The organism is Methanomassiliicoccales archaeon (assembly GCA_014361295.1).
GTDB lineage: Archaea > Thermoplasmatota > Thermoplasmata > Methanomassiliicoccales > JACIVX01 > JACIVX01.
Window position 1 is genome coordinate 1 of sequence record JACIVX010000005.1, and the last position, 22,510, is coordinate 22,510.

Annotated in this window: 30 protein-coding genes and 1 pseudogene; 7 read left to right on the forward strand and 24 right to left on the reverse strand. The window is 49.7% G+C overall.

Annotated elements, in window-relative coordinates; translation table 11 throughout:
• Positions 1 to 109 precede the first annotated feature (109 nt).
• Positions 110 to 358 (forward strand): AbrB/MazE/SpoVT family DNA-binding domain-containing protein, encoded by a 249-nt coding sequence (locus H5T41_09510; protein MBC7108998.1) that lies wholly within the window; start codon positions 110 to 112, stop codon positions 356 to 358.
• The gene (locus H5T41_09515; GenBank protein MBC7108999.1) at positions 340 to 801 is read left to right on the forward strand and encodes a PIN domain-containing protein; all 462 of its coding nucleotides are present in this window, start codon (positions 340 to 342) and stop codon (positions 799 to 801) included. The genes H5T41_09510 and H5T41_09515 overlap by 19 nt, the downstream gene beginning before the upstream one ends.
• 3 nt (positions 802 to 804) lie before the next feature.
• Here the strand turns inward: H5T41_09515 and H5T41_09520 are convergent, their stop codons facing one another.
• Together H5T41_09520 and H5T41_09525 are read right to left on the reverse strand one after the other, a co-directional pair.
• Complete coding sequence (locus H5T41_09520; GenBank protein ID MBC7109000.1) at positions 805 to 1,071, reverse strand: hypothetical protein; 267 nt, start codon at positions 1,069 to 1,071, stop codon at positions 805 to 807.
• Positions 1,053 to 1,433 carry a type II toxin-antitoxin system VapC family toxin gene (locus H5T41_09525; protein MBC7109001.1) on the reverse strand — a complete coding sequence of 127 codons (381 nt, stop codon included), beginning with the start codon at positions 1,431 to 1,433 and terminating at the stop codon, positions 1,053 to 1,055. The genes H5T41_09520 and H5T41_09525 overlap by 19 nt, the downstream gene beginning before the upstream one ends.
• 50 nt (positions 1,434 to 1,483) lie before the next feature.
• On the opposite strand from H5T41_09525, the gene H5T41_09530 reads away from it, so the two are divergent.
• Entirely contained in the window at positions 1,484 to 1,720 is a 237-nt protein-coding gene (locus H5T41_09530; protein MBC7109002.1) for a hypothetical protein, read from the forward strand.
• Positions 1,721 to 2,041: 321 nt separating this feature from the next.
• Here the strand turns inward: H5T41_09530 and H5T41_09535 are convergent, their stop codons facing one another.
• The 9 genes from H5T41_09535 to H5T41_09575 form a co-directional block, all read right to left on the reverse strand.
• Positions 2,042 to 2,476: a PIN domain-containing protein gene (locus tag H5T41_09535; GenBank protein ID MBC7109003.1), complete on the reverse strand. Its 435-nt coding sequence runs from the start codon at positions 2,474 to 2,476 to the stop codon at positions 2,042 to 2,044.
• Positions 2,460 to 2,708 (reverse strand): CopG family transcriptional regulator, encoded by a 249-nt coding sequence (locus tag H5T41_09540; protein MBC7109004.1) that lies wholly within the window; start codon positions 2,706 to 2,708, stop codon positions 2,460 to 2,462. The genes H5T41_09535 and H5T41_09540 overlap by 17 nt, the downstream gene beginning before the upstream one ends.
• Before the next feature lie 42 nt (positions 2,709 to 2,750).
• On the reverse strand, positions 2,751 to 4,154 hold the full coding sequence (locus H5T41_09545; GenBank protein MBC7109005.1) for a DUF87 domain-containing protein: 1,404 nt from the start codon (positions 4,152 to 4,154) through the stop codon (positions 2,751 to 2,753).
• Positions 4,151 to 4,357, reverse strand: a complete 207-nt coding sequence (locus H5T41_09550) for a hypothetical protein (GenBank protein ID MBC7109006.1) — start codon at positions 4,355 to 4,357, stop codon at positions 4,151 to 4,153. The genes H5T41_09545 and H5T41_09550 overlap by 4 nt, the downstream gene beginning before the upstream one ends.
• Before the next feature lie 241 nt (positions 4,358 to 4,598).
• Positions 4,599 to 5,579: a phosphoglycerate dehydrogenase gene (locus H5T41_09555; protein ID MBC7109007.1), complete on the reverse strand. Its 981-nt coding sequence runs from the start codon at positions 5,577 to 5,579 to the stop codon at positions 4,599 to 4,601.
• Complete coding sequence (locus H5T41_09560; GenBank protein MBC7109008.1) at positions 5,567 to 5,755, reverse strand: hypothetical protein; 189 nt, start codon at positions 5,753 to 5,755, stop codon at positions 5,567 to 5,569. The genes H5T41_09555 and H5T41_09560 overlap by 13 nt, the downstream gene beginning before the upstream one ends.
• A 129-nt stretch (positions 5,756 to 5,884) precedes the next feature.
• Positions 5,885 to 6,871 (reverse strand): sugar kinase, encoded by a 987-nt coding sequence (locus H5T41_09565; protein ID MBC7109009.1) that lies wholly within the window; start codon positions 6,869 to 6,871, stop codon positions 5,885 to 5,887.
• Positions 6,872 to 6,880: 9 nt separating this feature from the next.
• Positions 6,881 to 7,525, reverse strand: a complete 645-nt coding sequence (locus H5T41_09570) for a bifunctional 4-hydroxy-2-oxoglutarate aldolase/2-dehydro-3-deoxy-phosphogluconate aldolase (protein ID MBC7109010.1) — start codon at positions 7,523 to 7,525, stop codon at positions 6,881 to 6,883.
• The gene (locus H5T41_09575) at positions 7,518 to 7,688 is read right to left on the reverse strand and encodes a hypothetical protein (GenBank protein ID MBC7109011.1); all 171 of its coding nucleotides are present in this window, start codon (positions 7,686 to 7,688) and stop codon (positions 7,518 to 7,520) included. Before H5T41_09575 ends, H5T41_09570 begins: the two co-directional genes overlap by 8 nt.
• Before the next feature lie 638 nt (positions 7,689 to 8,326).
• Here H5T41_09575 and H5T41_09580 point away from each other — a divergent pair.
• Positions 8,327 to 9,202 (forward strand): sugar phosphate isomerase/epimerase, encoded by an 876-nt coding sequence (locus tag H5T41_09580; protein ID MBC7109012.1) that lies wholly within the window; start codon positions 8,327 to 8,329, stop codon positions 9,200 to 9,202.
• An 87-nt stretch (positions 9,203 to 9,289) separates the two neighbouring features.
• Here the strand turns inward: H5T41_09580 and H5T41_09585 are convergent, their stop codons facing one another.
• The 11 genes from H5T41_09585 to H5T41_09635 all read right to left on the reverse strand — a co-directional run bounded on the left by H5T41_09585 (position 9,290) and on the right by H5T41_09635 (position 19,918).
• Complete coding sequence (locus H5T41_09585; protein ID MBC7109013.1) at positions 9,290 to 10,291, reverse strand: aldo/keto reductase; 1,002 nt, start codon at positions 10,289 to 10,291, stop codon at positions 9,290 to 9,292.
• An 11-nt stretch (positions 10,292 to 10,302) separates the two neighbouring features.
• Positions 10,303 to 10,851 carry a cupin domain-containing protein gene (locus H5T41_09590; protein MBC7109014.1) on the reverse strand — a complete coding sequence of 183 codons (549 nt, stop codon included), beginning with the start codon at positions 10,849 to 10,851 and terminating at the stop codon, positions 10,303 to 10,305.
• The gene (locus H5T41_09595; GenBank protein ID MBC7109015.1) at positions 10,851 to 12,269 is read right to left on the reverse strand and encodes an NAD-dependent succinate-semialdehyde dehydrogenase; all 1,419 of its coding nucleotides are present in this window, start codon (positions 12,267 to 12,269) and stop codon (positions 10,851 to 10,853) included. Before H5T41_09595 ends, H5T41_09590 begins: the two co-directional genes overlap by 1 nt.
• Before the next feature lie 97 nt (positions 12,270 to 12,366).
• Complete coding sequence (gene xylB / locus H5T41_09600) at positions 12,367 to 13,920, reverse strand: xylulokinase (GenBank protein MBC7109016.1); 1,554 nt, start codon at positions 13,918 to 13,920, stop codon at positions 12,367 to 12,369.
• 9 nt (positions 13,921 to 13,929) lie between these two features.
• Positions 13,930 to 14,772, reverse strand: a complete 843-nt coding sequence (locus H5T41_09605) for a carbohydrate ABC transporter permease (GenBank protein ID MBC7109017.1) — start codon at positions 14,770 to 14,772, stop codon at positions 13,930 to 13,932.
• A 1-nt stretch (position 14,773) separates the two neighbouring features.
• Entirely contained in the window at positions 14,774 to 15,595 is an 822-nt protein-coding gene (locus tag H5T41_09610; protein ID MBC7109018.1) for a sugar ABC transporter permease, read from the reverse strand.
• A 129-nt stretch (positions 15,596 to 15,724) separates the two neighbouring features.
• Positions 15,725 to 17,200: a sugar ABC transporter substrate-binding protein gene (locus H5T41_09615; protein ID MBC7109019.1), complete on the reverse strand. Its 1,476-nt coding sequence runs from the start codon at positions 17,198 to 17,200 to the stop codon at positions 15,725 to 15,727.
• Positions 17,201 to 17,375: 175 nt separating this feature from the next.
• Positions 17,376 to 17,867 carry an IclR family transcriptional regulator gene (locus H5T41_09620; protein ID MBC7109020.1) on the reverse strand — a complete coding sequence of 164 codons (492 nt, stop codon included), beginning with the start codon at positions 17,865 to 17,867 and terminating at the stop codon, positions 17,376 to 17,378.
• The gene (locus H5T41_09625; protein MBC7109021.1) at positions 17,842 to 18,096 is read right to left on the reverse strand and encodes a helix-turn-helix domain-containing protein; all 255 of its coding nucleotides are present in this window, start codon (positions 18,094 to 18,096) and stop codon (positions 17,842 to 17,844) included. Before H5T41_09625 ends, H5T41_09620 begins: the two co-directional genes overlap by 26 nt.
• A 121-nt stretch (positions 18,097 to 18,217) precedes the next feature.
• Positions 18,218 to 18,598, reverse strand: coding sequence for a hypothetical protein (locus H5T41_09630; protein MBC7109022.1), 381 nt, complete (start codon positions 18,596 to 18,598; stop codon positions 18,218 to 18,220).
• Positions 18,599 to 19,099: 501 nt separating this feature from the next.
• Positions 19,100 to 19,918: a hypothetical protein gene (locus H5T41_09635; protein MBC7109023.1), complete on the reverse strand. Its 819-nt coding sequence runs from the start codon at positions 19,916 to 19,918 to the stop codon at positions 19,100 to 19,102.
• Between the two features lie 187 nt (positions 19,919 to 20,105).
• Between H5T41_09635 and H5T41_09640 the strand changes: the two genes are divergently transcribed.
• Positions 20,106 to 20,273: a hypothetical protein gene (locus tag H5T41_09640; GenBank protein MBC7109024.1), complete on the forward strand. Its 168-nt coding sequence runs from the start codon at positions 20,106 to 20,108 to the stop codon at positions 20,271 to 20,273.
• A 25-nt stretch (positions 20,274 to 20,298) separates the two neighbouring features.
• Here H5T41_09640 and H5T41_09645 read toward each other — a convergent pair whose 3' ends face one another.
• Entirely contained in the window at positions 20,299 to 20,868 is a 570-nt protein-coding gene (locus H5T41_09645; protein MBC7109025.1) for a hypothetical protein, read from the reverse strand.
• Positions 20,869 to 21,091: 223 nt separating this feature from the next.
• Between H5T41_09645 and H5T41_09650 the strand changes: the two are divergent.
• A pseudogene (locus H5T41_09650) lies at positions 21,092 to 21,451 on the forward strand (SgrR family transcriptional regulator).
• Positions 21,452 to 21,484: 33 nt separating this feature from the next.
• On the opposite strand, the gene H5T41_09655 reads toward H5T41_09650, so the two are convergent.
• Complete coding sequence (locus tag H5T41_09655) at positions 21,485 to 21,652, reverse strand: hypothetical protein (protein MBC7109026.1); 168 nt, start codon at positions 21,650 to 21,652, stop codon at positions 21,485 to 21,487.
• Positions 21,653 to 22,193: 541 nt separating this feature from the next.
• On the opposite strand from H5T41_09655, the gene H5T41_09660 reads away from it, so the two are divergent.
• Complete coding sequence (locus H5T41_09660; protein ID MBC7109027.1) at positions 22,194 to 22,457, forward strand: RNA chaperone Hfq; 264 nt, start codon at positions 22,194 to 22,196, stop codon at positions 22,455 to 22,457.
• The last annotated feature ends 53 nt before the right edge of the window (positions 22,458 to 22,510 follow it).

Genomic DNA, 22,510 nt, shown 5'->3' on the forward strand with positions numbered 1-22,510 from the left:
GGAACCCCAATCCTCATCTACAAGCACGCGGTGAAAACGATCGAGAAGCGCTCTGAGTCAGGCAGTGGATGAAAGTCTGACTTTCCGTTAAAGTCAGAGTTGGTGAACGATGCCGAGGAAGAGGAACGTAGTGCGGGTGGGTCGGCGGGGGCAGATGGTTCTTCCCAAGGCGGTGCGGGAGGCCCTGGGCGTAACCGAGGGCGACCAGCTTTGGGTGGAGGTGGAAGGAAACCGGGTCATCCTTAGACCCGTTTCCTCGCTCGTTCAGGAAAGCCTGGGCTCGCTCCGGGGCACCTGGGGCGAAGAGATCGGTTCCTACCTCAAAGAGGAGCGCGAGGCTTGGGACAAGGGGAGCTAGCTTTCCTTTCCCGCCATAAACGAATCGGGTTAGATACCGTCCTTTTCATCTACCACCTGGAAGGAACAGAACCTTATTCCCGGTTCACCACAAAACTTTTCACCGCCCTTTCCCGGGGAAGGCTTTCTGCTCTCGCTTCGAGCCTCGTCCTTGCGGAGCTTTTGGTCCGGCCGTTCGATCTCGGCGATGAAGAAAAAATCCGGGCCTGCGAGGTTTTCCTTCAGGGACTTCCCGGCTTAGAGGTCCACTCGGTGGATGAGAGGGTGGCGAAGGAGGGTGCGCGCCTTCGGGCCCGCTACGGCCTTCGCACACCCGATGCCCTTCACCTGGCCACGGCACTGGTCCATGGGGCCACTGCCTTCCTCACGAACGACCAGGAGTTCCGCAAGGCCCAGGGCTGCGGGCTGGAAATCCTCCTTCTGGACGAAATTTTTTCCGTCTAGCCCTTAAAAGAACGGCAGATTGTCGACCTTTCTTCGCGTAGTCCCTCTGTGTGGTAGCGGCGGGTTTTGGCAGAGGCGGGAAAGCGCGTGCATCTCCTCCTCGATGGCCCGGATTCTCGTGAGGAATTCCGGCGGCAGTTTTTGGGCCTCGGCTCTCCCGAGAAGGGCGGCAAGCTCGGCCACTCGTTCTGCAAGCGTCGAAAGGAGGACCCGAATGGGCCAGTCATCCCTAAGATGGGAAAGGGCTTCACTTATTCGCTCTTGAGCCATTTCCCCTCTTTCCCGTAATCGCCAAGCCAGAGGACCCAAGGGAGTTTTTCCCGCACCACCTGGTAAAGCCGGGAGTCGCCGGTGATGAAGGGGGCCGATTCTTTGGCGGCCAAAGCGAGGTAAGCGCCGTCGTAGGCCGTGCAGCCGTACTCGAGGGTGAACCCAAGGATTTCCTCCTCCAGTCCAGAGATATCTTTTTCCCGAAGATCCAGGCCTTCCAAAGCCTTCAGGATTTCTTTGGCTTCCGCTAGTGGGAGGGTTTTCCCTTTGAGGCCGCGGACAGCCCGGGAGAGAGCGTTGAGGACCTCGTAGCGGGTGAGGGTGGGGACGATGAGCTCGATGGCGCCTTTGGCTACAGGCAAAGTTCACAGTAACAGAGCTCCCAACTCCACGGGAGGGCCTCCAAGCACTAATGGACAAAGTGCAGACGTCGGGCCTGTACCAAAGTATAACAAACAGCCTTTTTTCTAATGTGCAAGAGGCTCTGGAAGAGCCGAATTCTCGTGATATTCAAGATGCGCTAAGTGCATTGCAGGCGTTCATCAATGAGGTGCGAGCACAGAGCAGGAAGAAGATCCCCGTTGGGCAAGCCAATAGCTTTATCTCTGATGCCCAGGAGATCATCCAGATCCTAAAGGCTGGGCATTAAGGCGAGCTTATCCAAGGGACCGGCGGCCACCTTAGCCGCCTTTTCTTTGTCTGTAAAAGACTTACTCAACTGCAATTCATCGGTAGAAGGACGTCAAGGCACCAATGAAGGAAAGAGTGCATTTGCCATGTCCGACGGGGTTGGGGGAACGAGAGTAGGCCGTCTGGATACCCTTAAATCTTCTGCGCTCCTGGGCTTTGCGTAAATACATGTGGGAACAGGAGAGATGGGGATTTTTAGCACGGGGACCGCAAGGGGGTCGCAATCTTTTTGTCCCCGCGTGCGTTTTACTCCCGGCGTCCCGTTTAACCCCGGGTGGGTTCAGGGTGGACTTAGCGGAATGACTTCAAATCTTTCCTGTTTTTCTCGTCCGAACCGATAGATATGGAAGTGGGCATCGAAGGTGAAGGCCTTCTTGATGCCCAGGCGTTCCATCACCGCGAAATTGACAGCATCCACCAAAGAGAAGTCTTGGTCCCCGTACTCTGCAACGATTTTCCGGGCGTTTTCCAGGTCTTTTCTCTCCGCCATCACGAGCTCCACCGCCCCGGAAAGGAGGAAATCCCAGAACTTCAGGGCTGCATTCCGGCCAAGGTGATGAGAGATAAGGAACCAACACTCAAGGAGAACATAATCCGTAGTGATAAGCTCCTCTTTCCCGATGAGCTCTTCGTAGACCTTACGGGCCGCGGAGTGGTGCCGATCGGTTGCATCGGCCAAAGCATAAAAGGCTGAAGTATCAACGAAGGTTTTCATCGGAAAGCACTTGGGCTAAGTAGTCATCGTGTTTCTCAGAGACGTCGGTTTTCCCGCTTTGGCCAAGGCCTACGATGGCTAGAAAGTCCTTGGGGGAGGCCTCTTTGCGCAGGTAATCCTTGGCCATGCGCCGGATAAGCTCGGCCAGGGAAATACCTTCTTCCTTAGCCCGCTCCTTCAAGCGCCGGTGGACCTCAGGATCGAGGTAGACCTGCGTTCTCTTTTTAGACATAACTTAATGTTAACATCATAATGGCGATGTTGCAAGGTCTGGTCAACTCGATTGAACCTCGTTGGCGGGAAGGGCGAAGAAGTAGCGGGTTTTACCGCGGGTATCCACGCCTAAAAGGGGATCAGGCAAAAGGACGACGGGGTAAGTCTCAGTAGCCTCGCCCAAGGCGAGACAAGCGTACTTGGGCAAAGCCTGAACTAACGCAAGAAGCGAGCTTTCCTCGATCATCCCGGACTTCGCCACCCACTTGATGTCCTCCTCGAGCGGCAACCGGAACACGAACAAGTTATCCGCCGCCCGTAAAACCCCTTCCGGAAGGGCTGTGGGTGTATTCGTAATAAAGAAACTCGTGATCCCGGTGTGCCTTGCCCTCGTCACGAGGGCATCGATCCCCTGCGGGGTCACATAGAGGTGCGCTTCCTCGAAAAACACGAACGGGACTTTTTCTTCCTCCTCTACGAGCGCAAAGAGGAACCGCAAAAGCGCCTGGGCAAACCCCATCCTCGCCGGTGTAGAAAGCCCGGAAAGATCGAACGCTACCGCCCCTCCCTCCCGGATTTCCTTCCAGACCCCCGTAAACGACGAGGCCTCGAGGGGACTCCTCGCCACCATCCCCGTGAGTTTTAAAGCTTCTAGCCGTGAGCGAAGGGTTCGGTTCACCGCATCCGCGGCATACCCGCTTTGGGTGGGATAAAACTCCCCTTCTTCCGCCATCGAGATGAGTTCATCGATCCCGATAAATTCTTTCTTCTCCTGAAAAAGCTTCGAAAGCCTCGTCTCAAAATAAAGGAGGGAAGTTGCGGGTGTCCCGAAGGCCTCAAGCATCACGGACAGGGCTTCAACCCCGATCTCCCGAACCCCAAGTTTGAAATTTCTTCCCACCGAATACGTTCGAACTTCTGGAAGCCCACCGTACTCCCGGTTCACATCCAAAACGAGGCACGGAGCTCCCGCCCGGATAAGCCCAAGGAGAATGACTTTCGCTAAATGTGACTTCCCCGAACCCTTGGCGCCCACGATCACGTTCACCTTCTCTAGCGCCCTTCCGCCCGGGGAGAATTCTTCTCCTTCCAACGTCCGGCCAAGGAAAATCTTTGGGCCCGGGGTTTCGGGAATAGGAGGGCTAGTCGGGAAAATCTCCGCATCCCAGCCGGGGAGGATTCCGTCCCAGGGGCCGCGGACCTTGGCCCGGGCGACCCATCCTCTTTCTTCAGCTTTGGCCCACACCACTTGGAGGAGGAGTTTCCGAGGGCCTTCCCGTAGAAGAAGGGCTTCGCCGAGCCTTGGGGGTCTAGGGAAGGAGACCAAGGCCTCGTCGCCCTGGAAGGAGAGGAGGGTAAGGCCCTGATTTAAAGGCTTTCTTTTGGCCGGGAGGTCAGGGGGCCTAGGTTCACCTCGTCCCCCCTCCTCGAACAGGGAAATAAGGGCTTTTTCCTCGGCCCTCACGGCTCACCCTCTCCCGCCTTCCCTCTCTTCCGGGTGATCTCCAACGACAGAACCACCTGGGTTGAAGAAAGCCGTAAAAGCCGGAATTTCCCCCGTTCCCCGCCTTCCAAACCCAGAGCCAGAGCGAGGTCTTTGGGGATGGTTACCCGGAACCGGCCGTCCTTTCCCCGCACCACCGCCACCTCTCCGCCCCGGAGCTTCATGAGTCCTCCATAGGTACTCTTAATGGTACCATAAAAGGTCCTTTAAGGTCAATAATCTCGATGGGGAAAGGACTAGATGTAAAAAGGCTGGGTTAAGGAGGATGTGGATTAGAAGAAGGAGGGACTTAACAAAAGGCCCCTTTTGTTAAGCAGATTTGCGAGGCTCATAAAGGCATCCTTACAATATATTGTTTAGAGATTTGTTGCGATGTAACCAGTATTATAAATTTTGCTAAGAGTACTATGCAGAAATCATGTCAGCATTTATGATATTAGATAATTTCTCACCACGCGAAAAAGCTATAATAGTCTCAGCACATATTCGGTCCATCTTTTCCATCGCTTCAAAAGTATAAGCTCCCATATGAGGTGTTGCTATAACATTATCTAAATTAAGAAGGGGATTATTAACAGGCGGCTCTTGCGAAAAAACATCTAAAGCTGCTCCAGCGATTTTCTTTTCTTTTAAGTGATTGTAAAGAGCAACTTCGTCGATTATTTCTCCACGTGCTGTGTTAATGATAAACGCCGTGGGCTTCATTATTTCTAACTCGCGTTGTCCTATCATGTGATGCGTTTCTTTTGTTAAAGGTACATGTATAGTAACAATATCCGACATTTTTAACAATGTATCAAGCGATACATATTTTACGCCGTATTGCATGGTTAATTCGATGTTAGGCGCGATATCGTAGGCCAATATTTTTGCCCCAAAGCCACAGAGAAGCTTTATCACTTCGCGGCCAATCCTTCCTGTACCAATCACACCGATTGTGAGGTTATTTAATTCATGACCAATAAATGGGATCCACTTACCGCTTTTAGTGCTTTGGATAGCATCATAAAGATGACGAACTAAGGCCAAAATCAACCCCAGAGTTAATTCAGCTACAGCTTTTTGGTTAGCTTCTGGCACATTGCCTACCGCAATATTTAATGATGTAGCTGCTTGTAAATCGATATTATCAATTCCTACCCCCCGCTTCATCACTATGCGTAGGTTTTGTGAATTTTCAAGAACTTTTCTTGTAATGGGTTCAGTACCACAAATTATAGCGTAAGGCTGTTCTCGTTTTACTAATTCAGCAAGATAGTCTTCGTCGATGAGTGTATCAGGGACTGTACGAGCATAAAACACGGCAAACCCATTATTGCGAAGGAGCTCTTCTCCAATTGAGACTACTTTTCCGAAAGTCCGCGAGCTTACTATCACTTTTCGCATTCGTATTTACTCCTGAATTCAAAGGTTGTAACAACTTGCTCTACCTTTTCTTTAGGGCATAGCACAAGAATTTTCGCACCGTTTCCTGCGAAGTCCAGCCATACGTTCCCTTCTTTTTCATGTTTATGATAATACCACCCTGCGTACAGAATCCTTGTGAGCTTAATTGGCGACATAAGCTTCGCCGCATCTCTTTTCCCTATTAAGATCTATCTTACTATCTTAACCACGAGCGACGTAGAGGACTTTGCCATCCAACCCTCAGCTTTCTCACCAACCCGCATGATCCTCTTCCGATCTCATTTTCAGCGAACAATGCGCAGGCCCGCACCAGCAAGAAGGCGTTCACACTCTTCTTTGGTAGCCCAAACGAAGTCCCCAGGGTTCGTTTGCTTCAGGGCCGATATGGCCACTCCATAGCGGATCCCAGCTTCCACATCCTTTGTAAGGAAACCATACAGGAAACCACCGGCGAAAGCATCGCCTGCGCCCACTCGGTCCACAATTTCGATGTCAAAAACTGGTCCCCGGATAATCCCTCCCGGAGTCCAGGCCAACGCCGTCCAGGTATTGCGCCAAACAGAAGGCGTTTCCCGGATGGTTACCGCCACGGCCTTAAGCCGGAATTCCTTTCCTAGCCGTTCGGCTACCTTTTCGTAAGAATCCTCTTTAACCCCGAAGACCCTCTCTGCGTCTTCTTCTGTGGTAATAAGGATGTCCGCCATTTGTACAAGCTCCGTCATTACCCGCCTTGCCTCCTCCGGGGTCCATAGTCTTGCGCGGTAATTAAGATCTATAGAAACCAGAAGCCCATGTTCCTTAGCTTTACGTACCGCTTCCTTTGTAGCTTCCGCTGCAGAAGGGGAAAGGGCAGGCGTGATACCGGTAGTATGAAAGGCTCGCGCTTCCTTAAAGATCTCGTCCCAAGCCACCTCGCCCGGCTTGATTTTCGCCATGGCGGAATTGGCCCGATCATAGAGAACGGAACTAGCCCTGGGGCTTGCCCCGAATTCCACAAAATAAAGCCCAACGCGGTCTTCTTTGGTCCAAACGATGTGGGAAACGTCCACACCGTGCTCCCGAGCTTTGTTGGCAATCATGCGACCAAGGGGGTTATCGGTGAGGCGAGTTACGTAAGCACAGCGAAGGCCCAGCCTTTGCGCAGCCACAGCTACGTTCAGTTCTGCTCCACCGATATTGACCTCAAGAAGGTCCGTTTGCTCCAGCCGTCGAAAATTTGGCGGCGAAAGCCTAATCATCGTCTCACCAAACGTCACTAGGTCGTAGCGCATCTTCGCTCCTTAACTTTCCCGGGCTTTGCGTACCACCTCGACAAGCTGGCGGGCTCGCTCGGTAAGGACCTCAAAACGTCCTTCCGCTACAGCTTTTTTGTCCACAAGCCACGAGCCTACACAGACAGCTACTGCTCCAGCGCGAATAAATTCACCGGCATTCTCAGCCGTAATCCCACCCGTAGGAACCAAAGGAATTTGCGGTAAAGGACCATGGATTTCCTGAAGGTATTTAGGGCCAAGGGCAGAAGCGGGAAAGACCTTGACCATGTCTGCACCAGCTTCCCAAGCAGTGAGGATCTCGGTGGGGGTCATAGCGCCGATGATGGCGGGAACACCATAGCGGTGAGCGACCTCAAGTACATCAAGCTTAACGGTGGGAGTAACAAGAAATTGCGCGCCAGCCAGGATCGCTTCGCGAGCACTTATCGCATCCAAAACTGTCCCCGCACCAAGCAAAACCTGGGGCAATTTTTCGCGAGCGCTCTCGATGGCGCGCAGAGCTCCTGGGGTATTCATTGTGATTTCAAGGCAATTAAGCCCACCACGATGTAAAGCTCCGGCAATAGCGAGAAGATCCTCTGCAGTCTGAATGCGAATTATCCCGATAGCCCCAGATTCGCCTATCAACTTTAAGAAATCTTGGCTAATCAAAGTCCCCTCCTTGGTAAACTGATATTACCCCAGTTTTGTTTTGGCAACAGCGGTTTTGCATAAGACTAATACTAAGCCAAAGATGTCCTTCGTCTACATAGATAACCTGACCTGTGAGGTAAAAGGACATATAAGAAGCTAAAAAGACGGCAACACCCGCCAAATCCTCGGGGTTGCCGGGCGCCCGAGGGGAACCTGGGCAAGGAGCTGCTTTACCAAGCTTGTTTTGCAAAAAGTTCCTTCGTTATTTAAATGTGGAAATAGCCTGGGCCAACGGCATTACCCCTGACTCCATATACGGTGTCTGGTCAAAACCTGCATCAATTCCTATACATCGGCTTTGAAAGCGGCTTAAGAAACTTGGGAAAAGTGCTGATCAGAGTCAAAGATACCGATGGTTTTATTTCTTAACGTGCGCGTGATTTGTGTCTTAAGAAATTGTGAACCCGTTAACCGGGTATAAAAATACGAGTCAATAATTTCGAACGTTGAAGCAGCAACTGAATGAGGTCTCGCGATAATCAATGTATCTTCCCACTATGAAAAAGTCTCCGGCCATCCCTCAGCTATTCTCCTAGCTTAACCACGGTGTTTCATACATCATACTACGAAAATTCATCATTTGAGCTTAGGATTGCGAACTGGCTGACTTCTGATCATCTGCACAAATAAACACTGGACTTTTGAGTTTCAACAAAGTCGGTGCGTTTCGTCTAGGATGGTAAACCATTGTGTACCATTTGCATATTATGCACTAGCGGCATAAGATATTGGTGATGGTTTTATGCTTAAGGAGAAAACATGAATAAAGTGGGGATCTATTATGCTTATTGGGAACGGAATTGGTCAGCGAATCTCCTTGAATATCCTGCTCGAGTAGCTAAGTTAGGTTTTGACGTACTAGAAATTAAATTGGACCAGGTAATGAACATGCCATCACAAAAAAAGGAAGAGCTCAAAAAATTGGCAGAATTACATGGCATCGAATTGACTGTCTGTGAAGCTCTTACCGCGAAATATGACATTTCTTCTCCAGACCTTCATATAAGGCGTCAAGGCATTGAATACCTAAAGCGGGGTCTAGACATTATCCATGCTTTAGGCTGCACGCTTCTTGGGGGTATTCTTTACGGAGCATGGAACCCTCCTCCTATTGATTGGCCAGCGAAGCACGACTATTTTTTGCGTAGTGTAGAAAGTATGCGAGAAATAATAAAGGTGGCCGAGAGCCTTGGCGTTGTATGTGCAGTAGAAGTGGTGAATCGTTTCGAACAATTTATGCTAAACACTTGCGCCGAAGCAGTGGAGTATGTAAAACTAGTAGAGAGTCCCAATATAAAAGTTATGTTGGATTCGTTTCATATGAATATTGAAGAAGATAACATTCGCGATGCTGTACTTAAAGCCGGAGAGCTTTTGGGACACGTTCATATCTCCGAAACTAATCGTAGGCCTCCTGGACGAGGAAGGTTTCCCTGGCTTGAACTAATAACTGCGCTCCAAGAAATTCGCTACCCTGGTCGAATTGTAATGGAACCGTTTACTCAGCCCGGAGGAGAAGTAGGGCAGGATATTCGAGTGTGGCGGGACTTACAAGAGGGCAAGGACTTAGACGAGGAAGCTAAACGAGCTTTGTTTTTCATCAAATCATTGCTTCATAGCACACAGAAATCATAAAAGATCTGCATTCAATTGGCAGATAATAACGGTGATGAAAATTCCTCAAAATATTGGCTCTGGTCAGCTGCGTAATTAAGCTGTATGTTATCTTTTCCTTGAATAGCGGCTAAGAAAATTATACGGATAAGGAAGTTCTACTTGACTTACCTCATTTAAACGCTGCATTTCTTCGTCTGTGAGCTCCCATCCTACGGCGCCGAGGTTATCCTCCATTTGCTCCACAGTGCGAGCACCGAAGACGGGCACAATATTTTTGGATTTTCGAAGGAGCCAATTTAAAGCTACTTGAGCAGGGGTCTTGTGCCGATTGTTGGCAATTTCAATTAATGTTTCAATAACATCCCAAGTCTTTTCGCGCACCCGTTGTTCAGGAAGGTCCTCAAAACGATCCCGCCGGCCAGCCCGGGAATCAGGAGGAATTGGAGCATTCTGACGATATTTGCCGGTGAGCCATCCCCCAGCCAAAGGCGACCAAGCTAAGAAACCAATTCCTTCCTCCTCGCAAAGAGGGATTAGCTCCCACTCGGGTGAACGCACGAGCAGACTGTATTCTGCTTGAAGGCTAACAATTTCAGCCCACCCATGCATTCGACAGAGCATGATCGCCTTCATCAATTGTGAGGGAGCAAAGTTTGAAGTCCCGATGTAACAGATCTTGCCGCTTTTTACAAGGTCATCTAGAGCCCGGAGCGTCTCTTCCAGGGGGGTAGCACCATCGTAGCAGTGAAGTTGCAATATGTCGATATAGTCAGTCTGAAGTCGTCGAAGACTCTCCTCCACAGTTTCTACAATGTGCTTCCTGGAAAGGCCCATGTCGTTAGGGCCTTCGCCTGTAGGGAAGTAGGTTTTCGTAGCAACAACCAGGGAAGAGCGACGGCCATACTTCTTAATCCACTTACCGAGTATTCGCTCTGATTCGCCTTTGTTATAACTATCGGCGGTATCGAAAAAATTCCCCCCAGCCTCAACAAATTTGTCCAATATTTGAAAAGCTGTGTTTTCGTCAGTAACCCAACCGAAAGTTTGGGTTCCAAGGCAAAGTTCTGACACCCTAAGCCCAGTTTTTCCTAGGTACCTGTACTCCATAAGGCCTCCTTTCAACGATCTTGGCAAACCTCAGGTTTGCGTCCTCGCTGGATTACACGGATTGTAAACCCTTCTTCCTTAATCCTTTCATAGTCATGACCTGCCTGAGCTGGATAAACTGCAAAGAAAATAAGCGGCTCATTACCAATGTTGACCATTCTGTGAGCACATCCTGGCGGAATATGCGCTACACTTCCTTTACGAACAAACAACGCTTTAGACGCATTGTTATCCTTCAATAGGAGAACGCCTTCTCCTAAAAGTATTAAGTAAACTTCAGCACATGCAGGATCAAGATGATAATGCCCTTTGGTCATGTAATACTCATTGCCTACTTTGCCAGGATAGAGAATCGTAAAGGACCAAAAAAGCTGCCCAATCTTTTCAGGAACATTCGGAACTTCCCAAACCTCATAAATTATAGGATTATTCACTTTAAGAATTTCGGCCACCGCTTCTTTAGATACGAAAACCTCCGCCATTTCACTTAGCCGTCGCTCCCAATGCCGCAGGCCCTCAAAAGTTCTGGTGGCGAGATCGTATTGGAAAATCATTTCCATCACCTCCAATAGATTCGGATGTGTTTAACCTGAAGGAACTCAAAAATAGCATGCTCAGAGAGTTCGAATCCAAGACCGCTTTCCTTCCAACCCGCATACGGATATTCCACTTCTCCGCCTACTACATTGTTAATTCCCACTGTTCCATACTCCAGTTTCTCTGCGGCTCGAAGAGCTTTCCCTATATCACGAGTATAAAGATAAGCTACAAGTCCGTAACGAGAGTCATTAGCCCATTTAATAGCCTCGTCAAGAGAATCCACAGCCATAATAGGAGCAACAGGCCCAAACGTCTCTTCTCTCATTACAATCATTGAATGATCGACATTTATAAGCACTGTAGGCTCAAAGAAAAATCCCTTCTCGAAACCCGGAGGAATTTTTCCCCCATATATCACTGTAGCCCCTTTTGACACAGCGTCGTGAATATGAAACATAACGCGCTTTCTGGCCTCATCATCAATCATAGGACCAAGATCTGGGTCTTCAATACCAGGACCGATAGTAAGCTTTTTTGTACGTTCAATGAACATTTGTAGAAATTCTTTGTAAACAGGGCGCTCAACATAAATGCGGTTAACACTATTACACACCTGCCCCATATTGCGAAAAGCTCGATAAACCCCACCTTCTACAGCGGCGTCCAGATCGGCATCAGCCGCAACGATGAGGGGGCAGTGGCCACCCAGTTCCAGAGTGAGACGCTTAATTCCTCCAGCTGCCTCTCGCATAATGATTTTGCCAGTCTCAGTTTCTCCGGTAAAAGTTATTTTGCGAATGCTGGTATGCCGTACCAAAGCCATTCCTACATCTCCACTTCCATGAATAAGATTAACTACTCCCGCAGGAGCTCCACCTTCCAGTAAACAACGAACAAATTCGGTCACAGCCAAGGGCGTCTTACTGGAAGGCTTGATCACCACCGTGCAACCTGCAGCCAAGGCTGGGGCCACTTTCCAAGCTGTGAGAAGGACTGGGTAGTTCCAAGGAGAAATCACGGCCACTGGGCCCACTGGGTAATACTTCACTAAATTCACGGTCCCTGCACGGTTAGGAGCCCGCAACTCTCCGATAGAGAAGTCCGCGTGGTGTGCGAAAAACCTTAGAGCTTGAACGGCTCCTCGTACTTCTCCTTTGGCTTCTTTTATGGGCTTACCCTGTTCCTTAGTGAGAATTCGCGCTATTTCATCGGTTTTTTGTTCCAACTCTTCAGCTGCTTTCAGAAGAACCTTCGCCCGCTCAGCAGGTAAGCTCTTGGACCAAGATGGAAAAGCTTCGGCCGCAGCTTTGCAGGCACGGTCAACCTCTTGCTCTGTAGCGCGAGGAACCTCAGCGAAGAATTCCTCGGTAGCCGGATCTCGCACTGGAAAGACGCCCCCGCTTCCCTCTCGAATCCACTGCCCTCCAATTAACATCATTTTCTCATCACCTTTTGCAAATCACATTAACAATAGCCCGGCGTGCTTCTTCCCCACCCAGCCAGAGGGGAATACCAAATTTAGAACGTCTTTCCTTTTAAGCCAGCTCATCAACACCTCCTTCAATTACGAGTTGGTCGAAAATATCCCGAAGTGCTTTGTAAGAATTAAGGAACAATGTGTGAATGCGTGTGTAAACCTCCATACTAGAACCAGGTTCAATCGCTTTTTCAACCCTCACAAATTTTTCTGCAGCAGCATTAAAATTCGAAAGCAGTCCTACGCCAACCGCTCCAGCCATTGCTGCTCCTAAAGCTGTGGCTTCTAGCGGCGTACTGGTGATATAGAGTGGCGTTCCAAAGACATCAGCCAAGATATGAGCCCAAAAGCGGCTTTTGACACCACCGCCGATAGCTCGCATCTCTTCGAAGTTAACCCCCAGTTCCTGCAGTGCTAAGAAAATAGTGCGAAGATTTAAAGCAACCCCCTCATAAATAGCCCGCAGAAAGTGAGCCCGCGTGTGTTTGCGTGTAATCCCGAGAAAAACGCCGCGGGCGTTCGGGTTCCAATAGGGACTGCGCTCTCCCATCAGGTACGGGAGAAACAAAAGACCATTACATCCCGGCGGAATCCGCTGCGCTTCGAGTTCAACGAGATCGTAAGGGTTAAGTCCAAGCCATTCTGCTGCCTTAATTTCTAAAGACCCCAACGTTTCTTTCGCCCATTCCAAAGAGCTTCCGGCGTTGTGCATCGTCCCGTTTGGGGAAAAAAGTCTAGGATCAAGATGAGGCCAGGTGAAAGTGCGCATCTGCGGGTCAAGAACTGGCCTTTCACTCACTCCCGCTACCCACGCTGATGAACCTAGATAGATATGACCGATTCCAGGGTACACAACTCCGGCTCCTGCAGTAGCACATACCCCGTCTCCGCCTCCGATCACTACCGGGATTCCAGCAACGAGGTCTGCTTCAGCTGCTCTCTCTGGGACCACTTCGCCCACTACTGTAGTAGAGGGGACAATGTCTGGAAGGAGCTCTCGCCGTATTCCTGTTGCGGCAAGCATTTTTTCCGACCAATCAAGATGGTGGATGTCTAAAAGCCCTGTCCCACAGGCGTCTGAGTGGTCAGTAACCCACCGGTGGGTAAGCCGATGGACAATAAAATCTTTGGCCTGCAAAAATTTGTAAGTTTTTTCAAATATCTGAGGTTCATGCTTCATAAGCCACATAATTTTTGGAGCTGAGTACGCCGGCCCTAATCGGTGACCAGTGATCCGGTAGATTTCTTCAAGCCCGATCTTCTGGAGAAGGCTCTGGGTTTCAGCAATGGCCCGCTGGTCAGCCCAAATGATCGCTGCGCGAAGGGGTTCTCCATTTTTAGCTACGGGAAGGCATCCCATCATCTGTCCCGAGAATGAGATGACGGCAATCTCTTTTGAGGAGATTCCGGTACGGGCAAGAACTTCGCGTGTTGCATAACAAAATGCTCGCCACCATTCAGTCGGGTCTTGCTCAGCCCATGTAGCGCTAACATAGTTAGTTGGATAGCCAAAAAAGGCATTTCCCACAATTTGGCCACTCTCCACATCAAAAAGAACAGCTTTATCCCCAGTTGTGCCAAGATCATGTGCCAAAATGTACTTGCGTTTCATAGCAGCACCTCACTTCCCAACAGGTATCAGCCCCCTGATGAAGTATCGCTGTAGGCCGATGGTAATAGCAACAGGAGGAAGAACCGCCAGAGTAGCAAGAGCTGAAATGTCCCACCACTGAGGTCCGCGCTGAAAATGTTGAGAGGCTATAAGAATAGGCATAGTCTGCGCGCGAGAATATGTCAAAATTAGGGCAAATAAAAACTCATTCCATGCAAACACAAAGCAAAGCAAAAACGTGGCTGTTAAGCTTGGAAATAACATAGGAATTACAACTCGAAATAAAATTGTTATCGGAGAAGCACCATCGACTAGGGCTGCTTCTTCTATTGAGGGAGGGATTTGCCCCAAGAAATTAGCTAGGATCCAAACGGAAAGTGGCAAATTAAAAACAGTGTAAACAAGAATTAAACCTATATGTGTGTCCAGCAAGCCCAATGTTTGATACATAATAAATATAGCAAACACAACGATGATGGGGGGCATAATCCTTTGCGACACGATCCAAAAAAGAATGTCTTCATTTCGCATAAAACCAAAATGAAACCGAAACCGCGTTAACGCGTATGCTGCCATTAGTCCTAGAAATGTTGACAAAAAAGCGCTACTTAAACCAACAATGAGGCTATTAGCATAGGGTTTTAATAGTGCAGCTTGTTCTACTGTAAAAATGCGAATCCACCAACGCGATGTAGGGGTAAAATCAACCCAAGGAATAAATTTCGGGCCTAGATAAACATCGAGTTTTTCTTTAAAAGAAGTCGTAATCAACCAAAAAAGAGGTGCAATGACGACTAACGCCCAGAAAATCAAAACTGCATAAGTTCCAGCTATTATTAAATATCGCTTCATATTATTCCAACTTAATAGCCCTTAAGCTTCTCGTTAGCACCGTAAAAAACATTGCTGCAATTAAAACCATAAAAAATAAGCTGAAGGCAATCGTCGCACCATATGCAAGATCGAAAGCCCTAAAACCAACATTATATCCAAAAAGTGTAAGGCTCTCAGTGGCCTGTCCTGGACCTCCTCCAGTCATGATGTATATTACATCAACAATTTTGAAACACTCAATGCTACGCAAGAGCAACGCCGCAATGGATGGGGGTGCTAAAAGAGGCATAATAACGTAGAGAAATTTCCTCCAAGCAGTTGCTCCGTCGACGTCAGCCGCCTCCAAGTATTCTTTAGGAATAGCTTCTAAACCAGCATAAAGCAAGAGAAACATGAAAGGAGTCCATTGCCATATATCAGTGATTATAATAGAGTAAAGCGCAATCTTAGGGTCTACCAGCCAACCTATAGGTTGTAGGCCTATACGTTGCAATATCCCAGTAATTGGACCTCGAGCAACATCCAGGATCATTCGCCAAGTATAGCCAACAGCAATGGGGGTAAGAAGCATAGGAATAATGTACAGTACCCTAAAAAATCCGCAGCCAAAGGGCCTCTTGTATAATAAAAGAGCCAATATTAAGCCAATGCAATATTCTACAAAAACTGCTATAAAAACAATCTTAATGGTTACAAAAACTGCATTCCAAAATCGTTGGTCATGAAAAAGACGAACCCAATTACTAATACCAGCGAACTGAATCGCTATCCTGCCGCCAGTAAAAGATACCCTCCCAAAAACCAAGGCTAATGTGAATACGAATGGGAAAAGAGTGAACAACAATAACAAGATCACAGTCGGACTAAGCAATAACCTTTTTTCACGTCGCCCCAGGTTCCCCATGATCAGTTCAACTATAACATAAAAAGGGCCCCAAGCGTGTTTACGCTTGGGGCCCCGTTCCTCATACTACTTAGGAGGCAACCCTAGTGAGAGCCTATAGTAAAGAAGCTGCTTGTCGCGACCCAATTCATTGGTTATTTGATCCCAAATTTTTGCTACCTCGTCTAGAGCGGCTTTCGGAGTAAGTTCACCTGCCACTACCCGAGACAACGCTCTGTCCACAGCTTCGAAGTAACGAGCTTGGCCAGGGATCCGCAGATCAGGCTGCGCGTTCGGGTGGCTAATAGTGTCCAGTATGGCTTTCAGGTAGGCTTCAGCTGCCTCTCTGCTGAATCCCATGCCAATCCAACCCGACAATTTCTCAAAGTGTGAGTAACGATAGGGGTTAAAACCGGTTTCAGGCGTAGTCACACTTACATAGCTGTTGTCAGGTCGAGCAAGGTATGAAATGAAGTCATAAGCAGCTTCAATATGCTTGCTGTTGTGAGCAATGGCGGCAACCCAGCCGCCGAAAGCGAGATAGCCAGCTTGATTCGGTTCAGGCAGTTTCACCCAGGTTCCCTTAGAAAAGTCCCAGACTTCATCAGATCCGGGAAGCACTGCATACCCAACCTTGCCTCTTACAGTAGACTCTTCACCGACTTCGGAGATCACGCCGATATCGCCCCAGTCAATGGCCATGGCAGCAAGTCCAGCAGCAAATACACTACGAATTTCTCCGGAGTCCATGTTGATCATACCCGGAACACCATATTTCATGATCTCGACATAGTCTTCCAAAGCGCGAACATGTCCGGGTGAATTGATACGGGGTGCCATAGTTTCTGGATCAAAGAAAAGGCCACCAGGCTGGCCAGGCAATGCGACGTACCCCACTGTGCGAGAGAAGAAACACCAGTCAGCCTGACCAGCGTAGCGACGAGGTTCGACCACGCCGTACTCGATTTGACCATCACCATCCCAATCCCACCCATTGAAGAACTCCGCTATATCGCGTACCTGTTTCCACGTTTTCGGTGGCACTGGAAGATCATAACCATATTTTTCCTTGAATTTGGCTTGATATTCAGGGTTCTCAAGAGCGTCTTTGCGATAGTAGAAAATATGGCAATCTCCATCTACTGGAACTGCATAAATTTTACCCCCCCAGCTGACGATACGCTCACGATAAATGGGAAGAATGTCATTCCACTGAATGTAAGGGTCCTTGGCAATAAACTCATCCAAAGGCACGAGGAATCCTGCAGCTGCAAAATCTGGGAGCCATGCTGAAGGGAAGATCACTACGTCAAATGCGGCCTCCGCCAGCCCGAACGAGGCGTACATCTTGGGATACAGTTCTCCCCAAGGAGCAGTGACAAGAACAATCTTTGCTCCTGTTGCCTTCTCCCAGTCGGGAGCGAACATCATGACCGGTTTAGCGATATATGGTGGGGTCTGCGTAAAAACAGTGATAACAACACCCTCATACTTCCGAGCAGCCGCCACTCCAACCAAGCCAATCAACACCACCAAGCTCGCGATAACAATTTTCCGCATCATAAATTCCTGCACCTCCTTTAAAGAAGCTTTACACTAGTACCGAGTAAAAGGAACCTAAGATCACCTCCTTTTGTTTAAGTCTAAAGATTTTCGTTATTATTGTATCAACCCGCACTACTTATGTCAAGGGGGTAGTAAAGACGGACGAGAGAGGAATAAAAAGAGCGAACCTTCTTTACCCCGCATGACCCAAAAACCGGGAAACTTCATGGGCTGCAACAGTAACAGCCTGCACGAATCGGTCTAAAGGATCATGTGTTAATCTGGTTTTGGGTAAGGATACGGATATTGCGGCCACCACGCGGCCCCGATAATTTCGTACTGGCGCAGCCACACAGATGGTTCCCTCGTGAAACTCTTCCCAATCCATAGCATAGCCTTGAGACCGTACTCGCTCTAACTCCCTCTTCAAAACTTCGGGGTTCGTTATGGTATTAGGCGTAAGGGCAGGCAAAGACCCTTTGGCCAAAATGCGCTCAAGTGCTTCATAATCATAAGCTAGAAGTATTTTCCCTAGCGCTGTACAATGAGGCGGAACCCGCCGGCCAATCACGGAGGGGATCACTACGCTTGGCGCCGCCTCCTCTCGATCCAAATACAAAACTTCATCCTCATAAAGAACGGCCAAATGGGCGTTCACTTCAAGCTCCCGCGCCAGTTTTTTCAATACAGGTTTCGCCTTCTCCCGGATGTCCAAAGAAGACAAAATCTGATTGGCTAACGCCAAGATTCGCAGTCCCAGTTTGTACCGCTTTGGTCTCGGGATCTCGCTCGAGATACCCAAATTTGTGCAAGGTATAAACGATTGGGTAGACGCTCCCGGGTTTAGCTCCCAAGCGCTGGGCTATCTCGGAAAGACTTAGCCCCTGTTCAACCCCATTGAAAAACTCTAACACCCGTAAGGCTTTAGCCAAAGACGTGTTTAAGTACCGTTCTTTTGACATATGTAACCAAATTATACAAAAACAAAGGTGCGCGGTCTGAGAAACCTCAAGAGTAGAACTAGCTTAACAGGGATTAGAACACCTTTGCGACATATGTCACAACAAGGGGAGCGAAAATTCTGAGCCTGCCCAAGAGGATTGCAACATCGGCTGTTACAATTTGCATCCAATTGTAAGAAGCCCTAAGGCCGATAAATGCGGTCCGCACGAGGCAAATGGGAGGAAGTCCTTTCAGCCCACGCGGCTTCCAAAACCTTAGGGGTGAAGACGTCCCTTTAAGCGCGACATATGTCGCAATAGAGGGATCAAAGGTTTTAGGCCTGCCTACAGAGGCTGGAACATCGATTATTACAATTGTTACCAAATTGTAACCAACCTTCAAGGCCCATAAAGGCGGCCCATTCGAGTAAAAGGAGAAGAAGACGTCCTCCGGATCCCCTTTAAAGTGCGACATATGTCGCAATAAAGAAAAAGCAAGGCTTTAAGGATCGGAATAATAGCTACTACAGTTTTGCCAAAATTGAAAGGGGTAAGGCATAGTAAAGACTAAGGGATTTCGGCGGCAGTATCCAGCCTTACATTATTTTCCCACACGGCAGAGGTGCAACCTTACAGCCAGCCGAAATTATTTGCTCCAATTGAAAACAAAATCTGAGCAAAAGTCCCTTCCGGCTCCTAATGCCTCTTAGTAAAGAGCACCCTGAGTGCCGACGGGCACACCTAATGTTAGGGTAAGGCTTAGTTATCGCGTTAGCTCGTTTAAAAACTCGCAAAGCCATTTCGCCGATCGGGGAATGTATTTTTTTCAATCCTCGGCCGCCGATTTCTGTGACTTTTTAGCCGCGTGTTTACAGACCAACGAACAGTATCCAACTATGCCGTGTGTTTCCTTGGTACACCCCCATGTACATAGAGTGACAGGTTAACCATCAAATCCAAATAATAACGGGACAAGCTACGGTATATAGGGTAACAACTCAGGCGGAAAGTAAACCCTGCCTGTCATGTCAATCATCCATACATTTCCTGATTGCCAAGCTGCCGTAGGAATATATCCACATCCTAAGCCACCAGCTCCAATTAGCCAATACTTTGGATTATACGTAGTCTCAGCTATCGCCCACACAGTGTTATCATTACGGCGCCAAACAATTGTCCATCTGTCTGGCCAACATTTATTAAATAGCCCTGACCTTTCTGTTACCCAGGTTGGATGTACTTGTACTAGTCCGAAAAGATGCGCTTTGTTTTGAACATGGTCATAGTAACCCCCAAAAGCCACAGGGAACCGTAAAGCGTATAAAAGTGCAACGTACAGAATCGTGGAATCTTCACAATCTCCTTTCCGCAGCATCAATGTCTCAATAGGGGTTTGCCAGTATTCATCCGTTTCGTGGGCATAAGTGATTACTCGTTGAACGAAGAACAACGTATTAGTAGCAATCTTATAGTAGTTTGCGTTTACATTCCCCAAATAGTCGCTATTAATAGCTCTAGCCAGTGACTCAAGGAACCAATCATCTTCCTCCCAAATTATTAATTTTGTCACCGACGATATGGGCCCGCTGCGGGGAAGAGAGGCCAATTGAGATAAACAAAAAAGATAGCGAGGAATAAGCCACCCCAAATGTTGGGGGGTTAAGTAATCTGCCCACCAATCGAATATTTGTAGAACACTTCCTGTTTGATAAATACATTGGTTAGTCGTTTCACCATTTGTCAACAAATGGAAACAAGTACCTAGTAAAATCAAAATACAAATCAATGTCCTCATATGAGATCACCCAAATTGTATTTTATCACAACGATGGCCCAAAAACCACCTCTGCGACCTTGCGCACCCTTTTTCTGGTCTTGGACTCTTTCACGTGGCTCGAGGACCCTGGGATTAGAATGCCCAGGGGTGCAAGATGGCCCAGATTGTCGTGAACCGTGCGCCGTTTCTGACTCTGTGAGCCACGGTGGTGGCCAGGCGTCTAGGCTATGGGAAAGAGGAGGCCCTTGCCTTGGCCAAGGCTTTTACTGGACCGCCCTCACCACCCATTCCAAAGCCCAACGTCTGGCCGTTCCCGTTTCAGCACCGAAACAAAGCGAGAAGAGAATTCAAACTGAACAGGCGGTTGGGATGAACGAAAACGTAGGCTTTCAAAAACGTTAACTACTCCAAAGCCAACGAAAGATCCCCCGCGCCCACCACGGACGCTGCTCACGGGGAGCTGGCAATGCCAGCCGCTCAAGATCACGAACCTGCTCTTGAAGTTTTAAGGCGAGATTGCGCCAGTAATCCCTCTCTTTTTCCAACTCTTCGACAAGCTTCTTTACAGCCCAAGGCAATTCCTGCGATGCTTCCACCTCGGCAACGGCGACTGAAACCTTGTTTGACGTGTCCTCCACGTCCTTCCCTAACGCACTTTGCGCCGTAGTGTTTTCTCCGTCTTTTGTTAATCCAGAGCCCAATTCCCCTCGTAGGACCCGTGCAGCTTGCCGTAAAGGCAACCCCCTTGTGCGACGCACTTCCTCAAACCTCTTTAGAACGGCGAGGGCGCTGTCGTCAAACAGCAACTGATTTTTAGGACCGCGGCGCAAGTGCGCGTCAAGGATGTCGGAAAGTAGGTCAACACGGAGTCGAACTCCGCGCTCCGTAATGCCAAGCGTCGCAGCGACATCTTCGATCGTAAGCATACGAGCGAGTCTGACGCTGATTACGTCTAAACGCTGAGACAAATGTCCTTTAAGATGGTGATCTTTGGGCATCAGGACTTGACTTGCCCGGTTGAAAGGCGTTAAAGTGCGACTGCCCAGTTTAGAGGAGGGCTATCGGCTAGGCTCAACGGAGAGCGCAAGAAAATTTAGGTTGGTTTGGGGGCCGAGAGGTCTATAAAAAGCGAAAAAGCCCGAGGTCGAGTCTCGGGCCTGGAGCGACCTCTCCCCCCGGAAGGGAGAGCTTTTGCCACCAAGACGAATAATAGGCCGCTCAAAGGCGGCTGTCAAGTCGGCTGTCTCTGGCCGACCGGACGTTCTTCTGCGTTTGCCCCGCTCCTGCAACAAGGTTTGGGACCTTCTCCAGCTTGAGGGAGGGGTGACGATCGTCACTTCCCTGCGGGAGCTAGCTAAGGATGCCCGGCTTTCACCCTGCCAGGTGCACCGGGCCCTGAGGAGGTTGGAGGGTGCCCACCTCATCCGCTGGGAACGGGAGCCCGGCCGGGGTAAAAGGTCCCGGATCACCCTCCTTTGGCGCCATAGAGTTATCCACAGCCCCGAGGAACAACAGGGCGAGGAAACTGCATCCCAACAAGAAAACCGAAATGTTTCCTCCCACGCGCGCGATACCTTATCCCCCTCAGAGAAACAGAGAAAAAGCCATTCGGGCTGTGCCTTCCATCTTCCCCTTGGTTCCCGTGCCCTCTTCTGGGCCATGGCGCAGCTCCGGAACGACCTCCTTTCGCGGCCCTCCATCAGCCCGGCCCGGCGGGCGGCGATCCTTTCGGCCCTGGGGCCGGCGGTGCACCGCGCCCTCCGGAGGGGAAGGGTCCAAACCCGGGGCGAGCTTGCCCGGCTCGTGGGCTTCCTTTTGGCCAGGCTCGAGGAGCGGCGGGGACTGGGCGTGGACCTCCCGGCCACAAGGCGCTGGGCGGAGTGGGCCGTGCGCGAGGGCCTCCGAGTTATCGAGGAACAGCGGGAGCGCTGGCAGGCCACGGAAAAATTCATTCAGGAACTTTTGCGGGAGGCTGAGGAAGCACGGCGGGCTTGGGAGGAGCTTTTGGAAAGCGGTGGAACTTCCCCGGCGGTCCTTAGGCGGGATAATCGGGGCGATGAGCTTGAGCCCCGAGGAGAGGGAGAAGCTCCGTTCTGCGCTTTTGAATTGGGTGCGGGTCTGCCGCCAGAAATACCCAGCGGTCGAGCCCGGCGAGCTTCGGGCGATGTGGAACGAGGCGGTGCAGGCGGTGTTCCGGCCGGCGTCGAACCCCGCTCCCAAGCGAGGCCCCGAGCTGACGAGGTCGGAAAGAGCTTAAGCTTTCCTGGGCTTTATGGGAGGCCAAGGAGGCCCGATGGCGAAACCCGAGGTTCGGGAATGGGTGCCGGAAGAGGGCAAACCCGCGGAGCGGGAAAAGCCGCCGAAGCCCAAGCACACGGAGAAGAGCTTTGTGGGGAAGAAGGTCCTGATCCGGTTCATGGATGGCTCCACCCTCACCGGGACGATCCTGGAGTTCCACACCTATACCTTTGCCGTAGAGACCGACGGAACCCCAATCCTCATCTACAAGCACGCGGTGAAAACGATCGAGAAGCGCTCTGAGTCAGGCAGTGGATGAAAGTCTGACTTTCCGTTAAAGTCAGAGTTGGTGAACGATGCCGAGGAAGAGGA

Coding starts and splice junctions, on each gene's coding strand:
- H5T41_09510 (MBC7108998.1), top strand. CDS start 110: ATGCCGAGGAAGAGGAACGTAGTGCGGGTGGGTCGGCGGGGGCAGATG.
- H5T41_09520 (MBC7109000.1), bottom strand. CDS start 1,071: ATGGCTCAAGAGCGAATAAGTGAAGCCCTTTCCCATCTTAGGGATGAC.
- H5T41_09530 (MBC7109002.1), top strand. CDS start 1,484: ATGGACAAAGTGCAGACGTCGGGCCTGTACCAAAGTATAACAAACAGC.
- H5T41_09535 (MBC7109003.1), bottom strand. CDS start 2,476: ATGAAAACCTTCGTTGATACTTCAGCCTTTTATGCTTTGGCCGATGCA.
- H5T41_09540 (MBC7109004.1), bottom strand. CDS start 2,708: ATGTCTAAAAAGAGAACGCAGGTCTACCTCGATCCTGAGGTCCACCGG.
- H5T41_09550 (MBC7109006.1), bottom strand. CDS start 4,357: ATGAAGCTCCGGGGCGGAGAGGTGGCGGTGGTGCGGGGAAAGGACGGC.
- H5T41_09555 (MBC7109007.1), bottom strand. CDS start 5,579: ATGCGAAAAGTGATAGTAAGCTCGCGGACTTTCGGAAAAGTAGTCTCA.
- H5T41_09560 (MBC7109008.1), bottom strand. CDS start 5,755: ATGTCGCCAATTAAGCTCACAAGGATTCTGTACGCAGGGTGGTATTAT.
- H5T41_09565 (MBC7109009.1), bottom strand. CDS start 6,871: ATGCGCTACGACCTAGTGACGTTTGGTGAGACGATGATTAGGCTTTCG.
- H5T41_09580 (MBC7109012.1), top strand. CDS start 8,327: ATGAATAAAGTGGGGATCTATTATGCTTATTGGGAACGGAATTGGTCA.
- H5T41_09585 (MBC7109013.1), bottom strand. CDS start 10,291: ATGGAGTACAGGTACCTAGGAAAAACTGGGCTTAGGGTGTCAGAACTT.
- H5T41_09590 (MBC7109014.1), bottom strand. CDS start 10,851: ATGGAAATGATTTTCCAATACGATCTCGCCACCAGAACTTTTGAGGGC.
- H5T41_09595 (MBC7109015.1), bottom strand. CDS start 12,269: ATGATGTTAATTGGAGGGCAGTGGATTCGAGAGGGAAGCGGGGGCGTC.
- xylB (MBC7109016.1), bottom strand. CDS start 13,920: ATGAAACGCAAGTACATTTTGGCACATGATCTTGGCACAACTGGGGAT.
- H5T41_09605 (MBC7109017.1), bottom strand. CDS start 14,772: ATGAAGCGATATTTAATAATAGCTGGAACTTATGCAGTTTTGATTTTC.
- H5T41_09615 (MBC7109019.1), bottom strand. CDS start 17,200: ATGATGCGGAAAATTGTTATCGCGAGCTTGGTGGTGTTGATTGGCTTG.
- H5T41_09630 (MBC7109022.1), bottom strand. CDS start 18,598: ATGTCGCACTTTAAAGGGGATCCGGAGGACGTCTTCTTCTCCTTTTAC.
- H5T41_09635 (MBC7109023.1), bottom strand. CDS start 19,918: ATGAGGACATTGATTTGTATTTTGATTTTACTAGGTACTTGTTTCCAT.
- H5T41_09660 (MBC7109027.1), top strand. CDS start 22,194: ATGGCGAAACCCGAGGTTCGGGAATGGGTGCCGGAAGAGGGCAAACCC.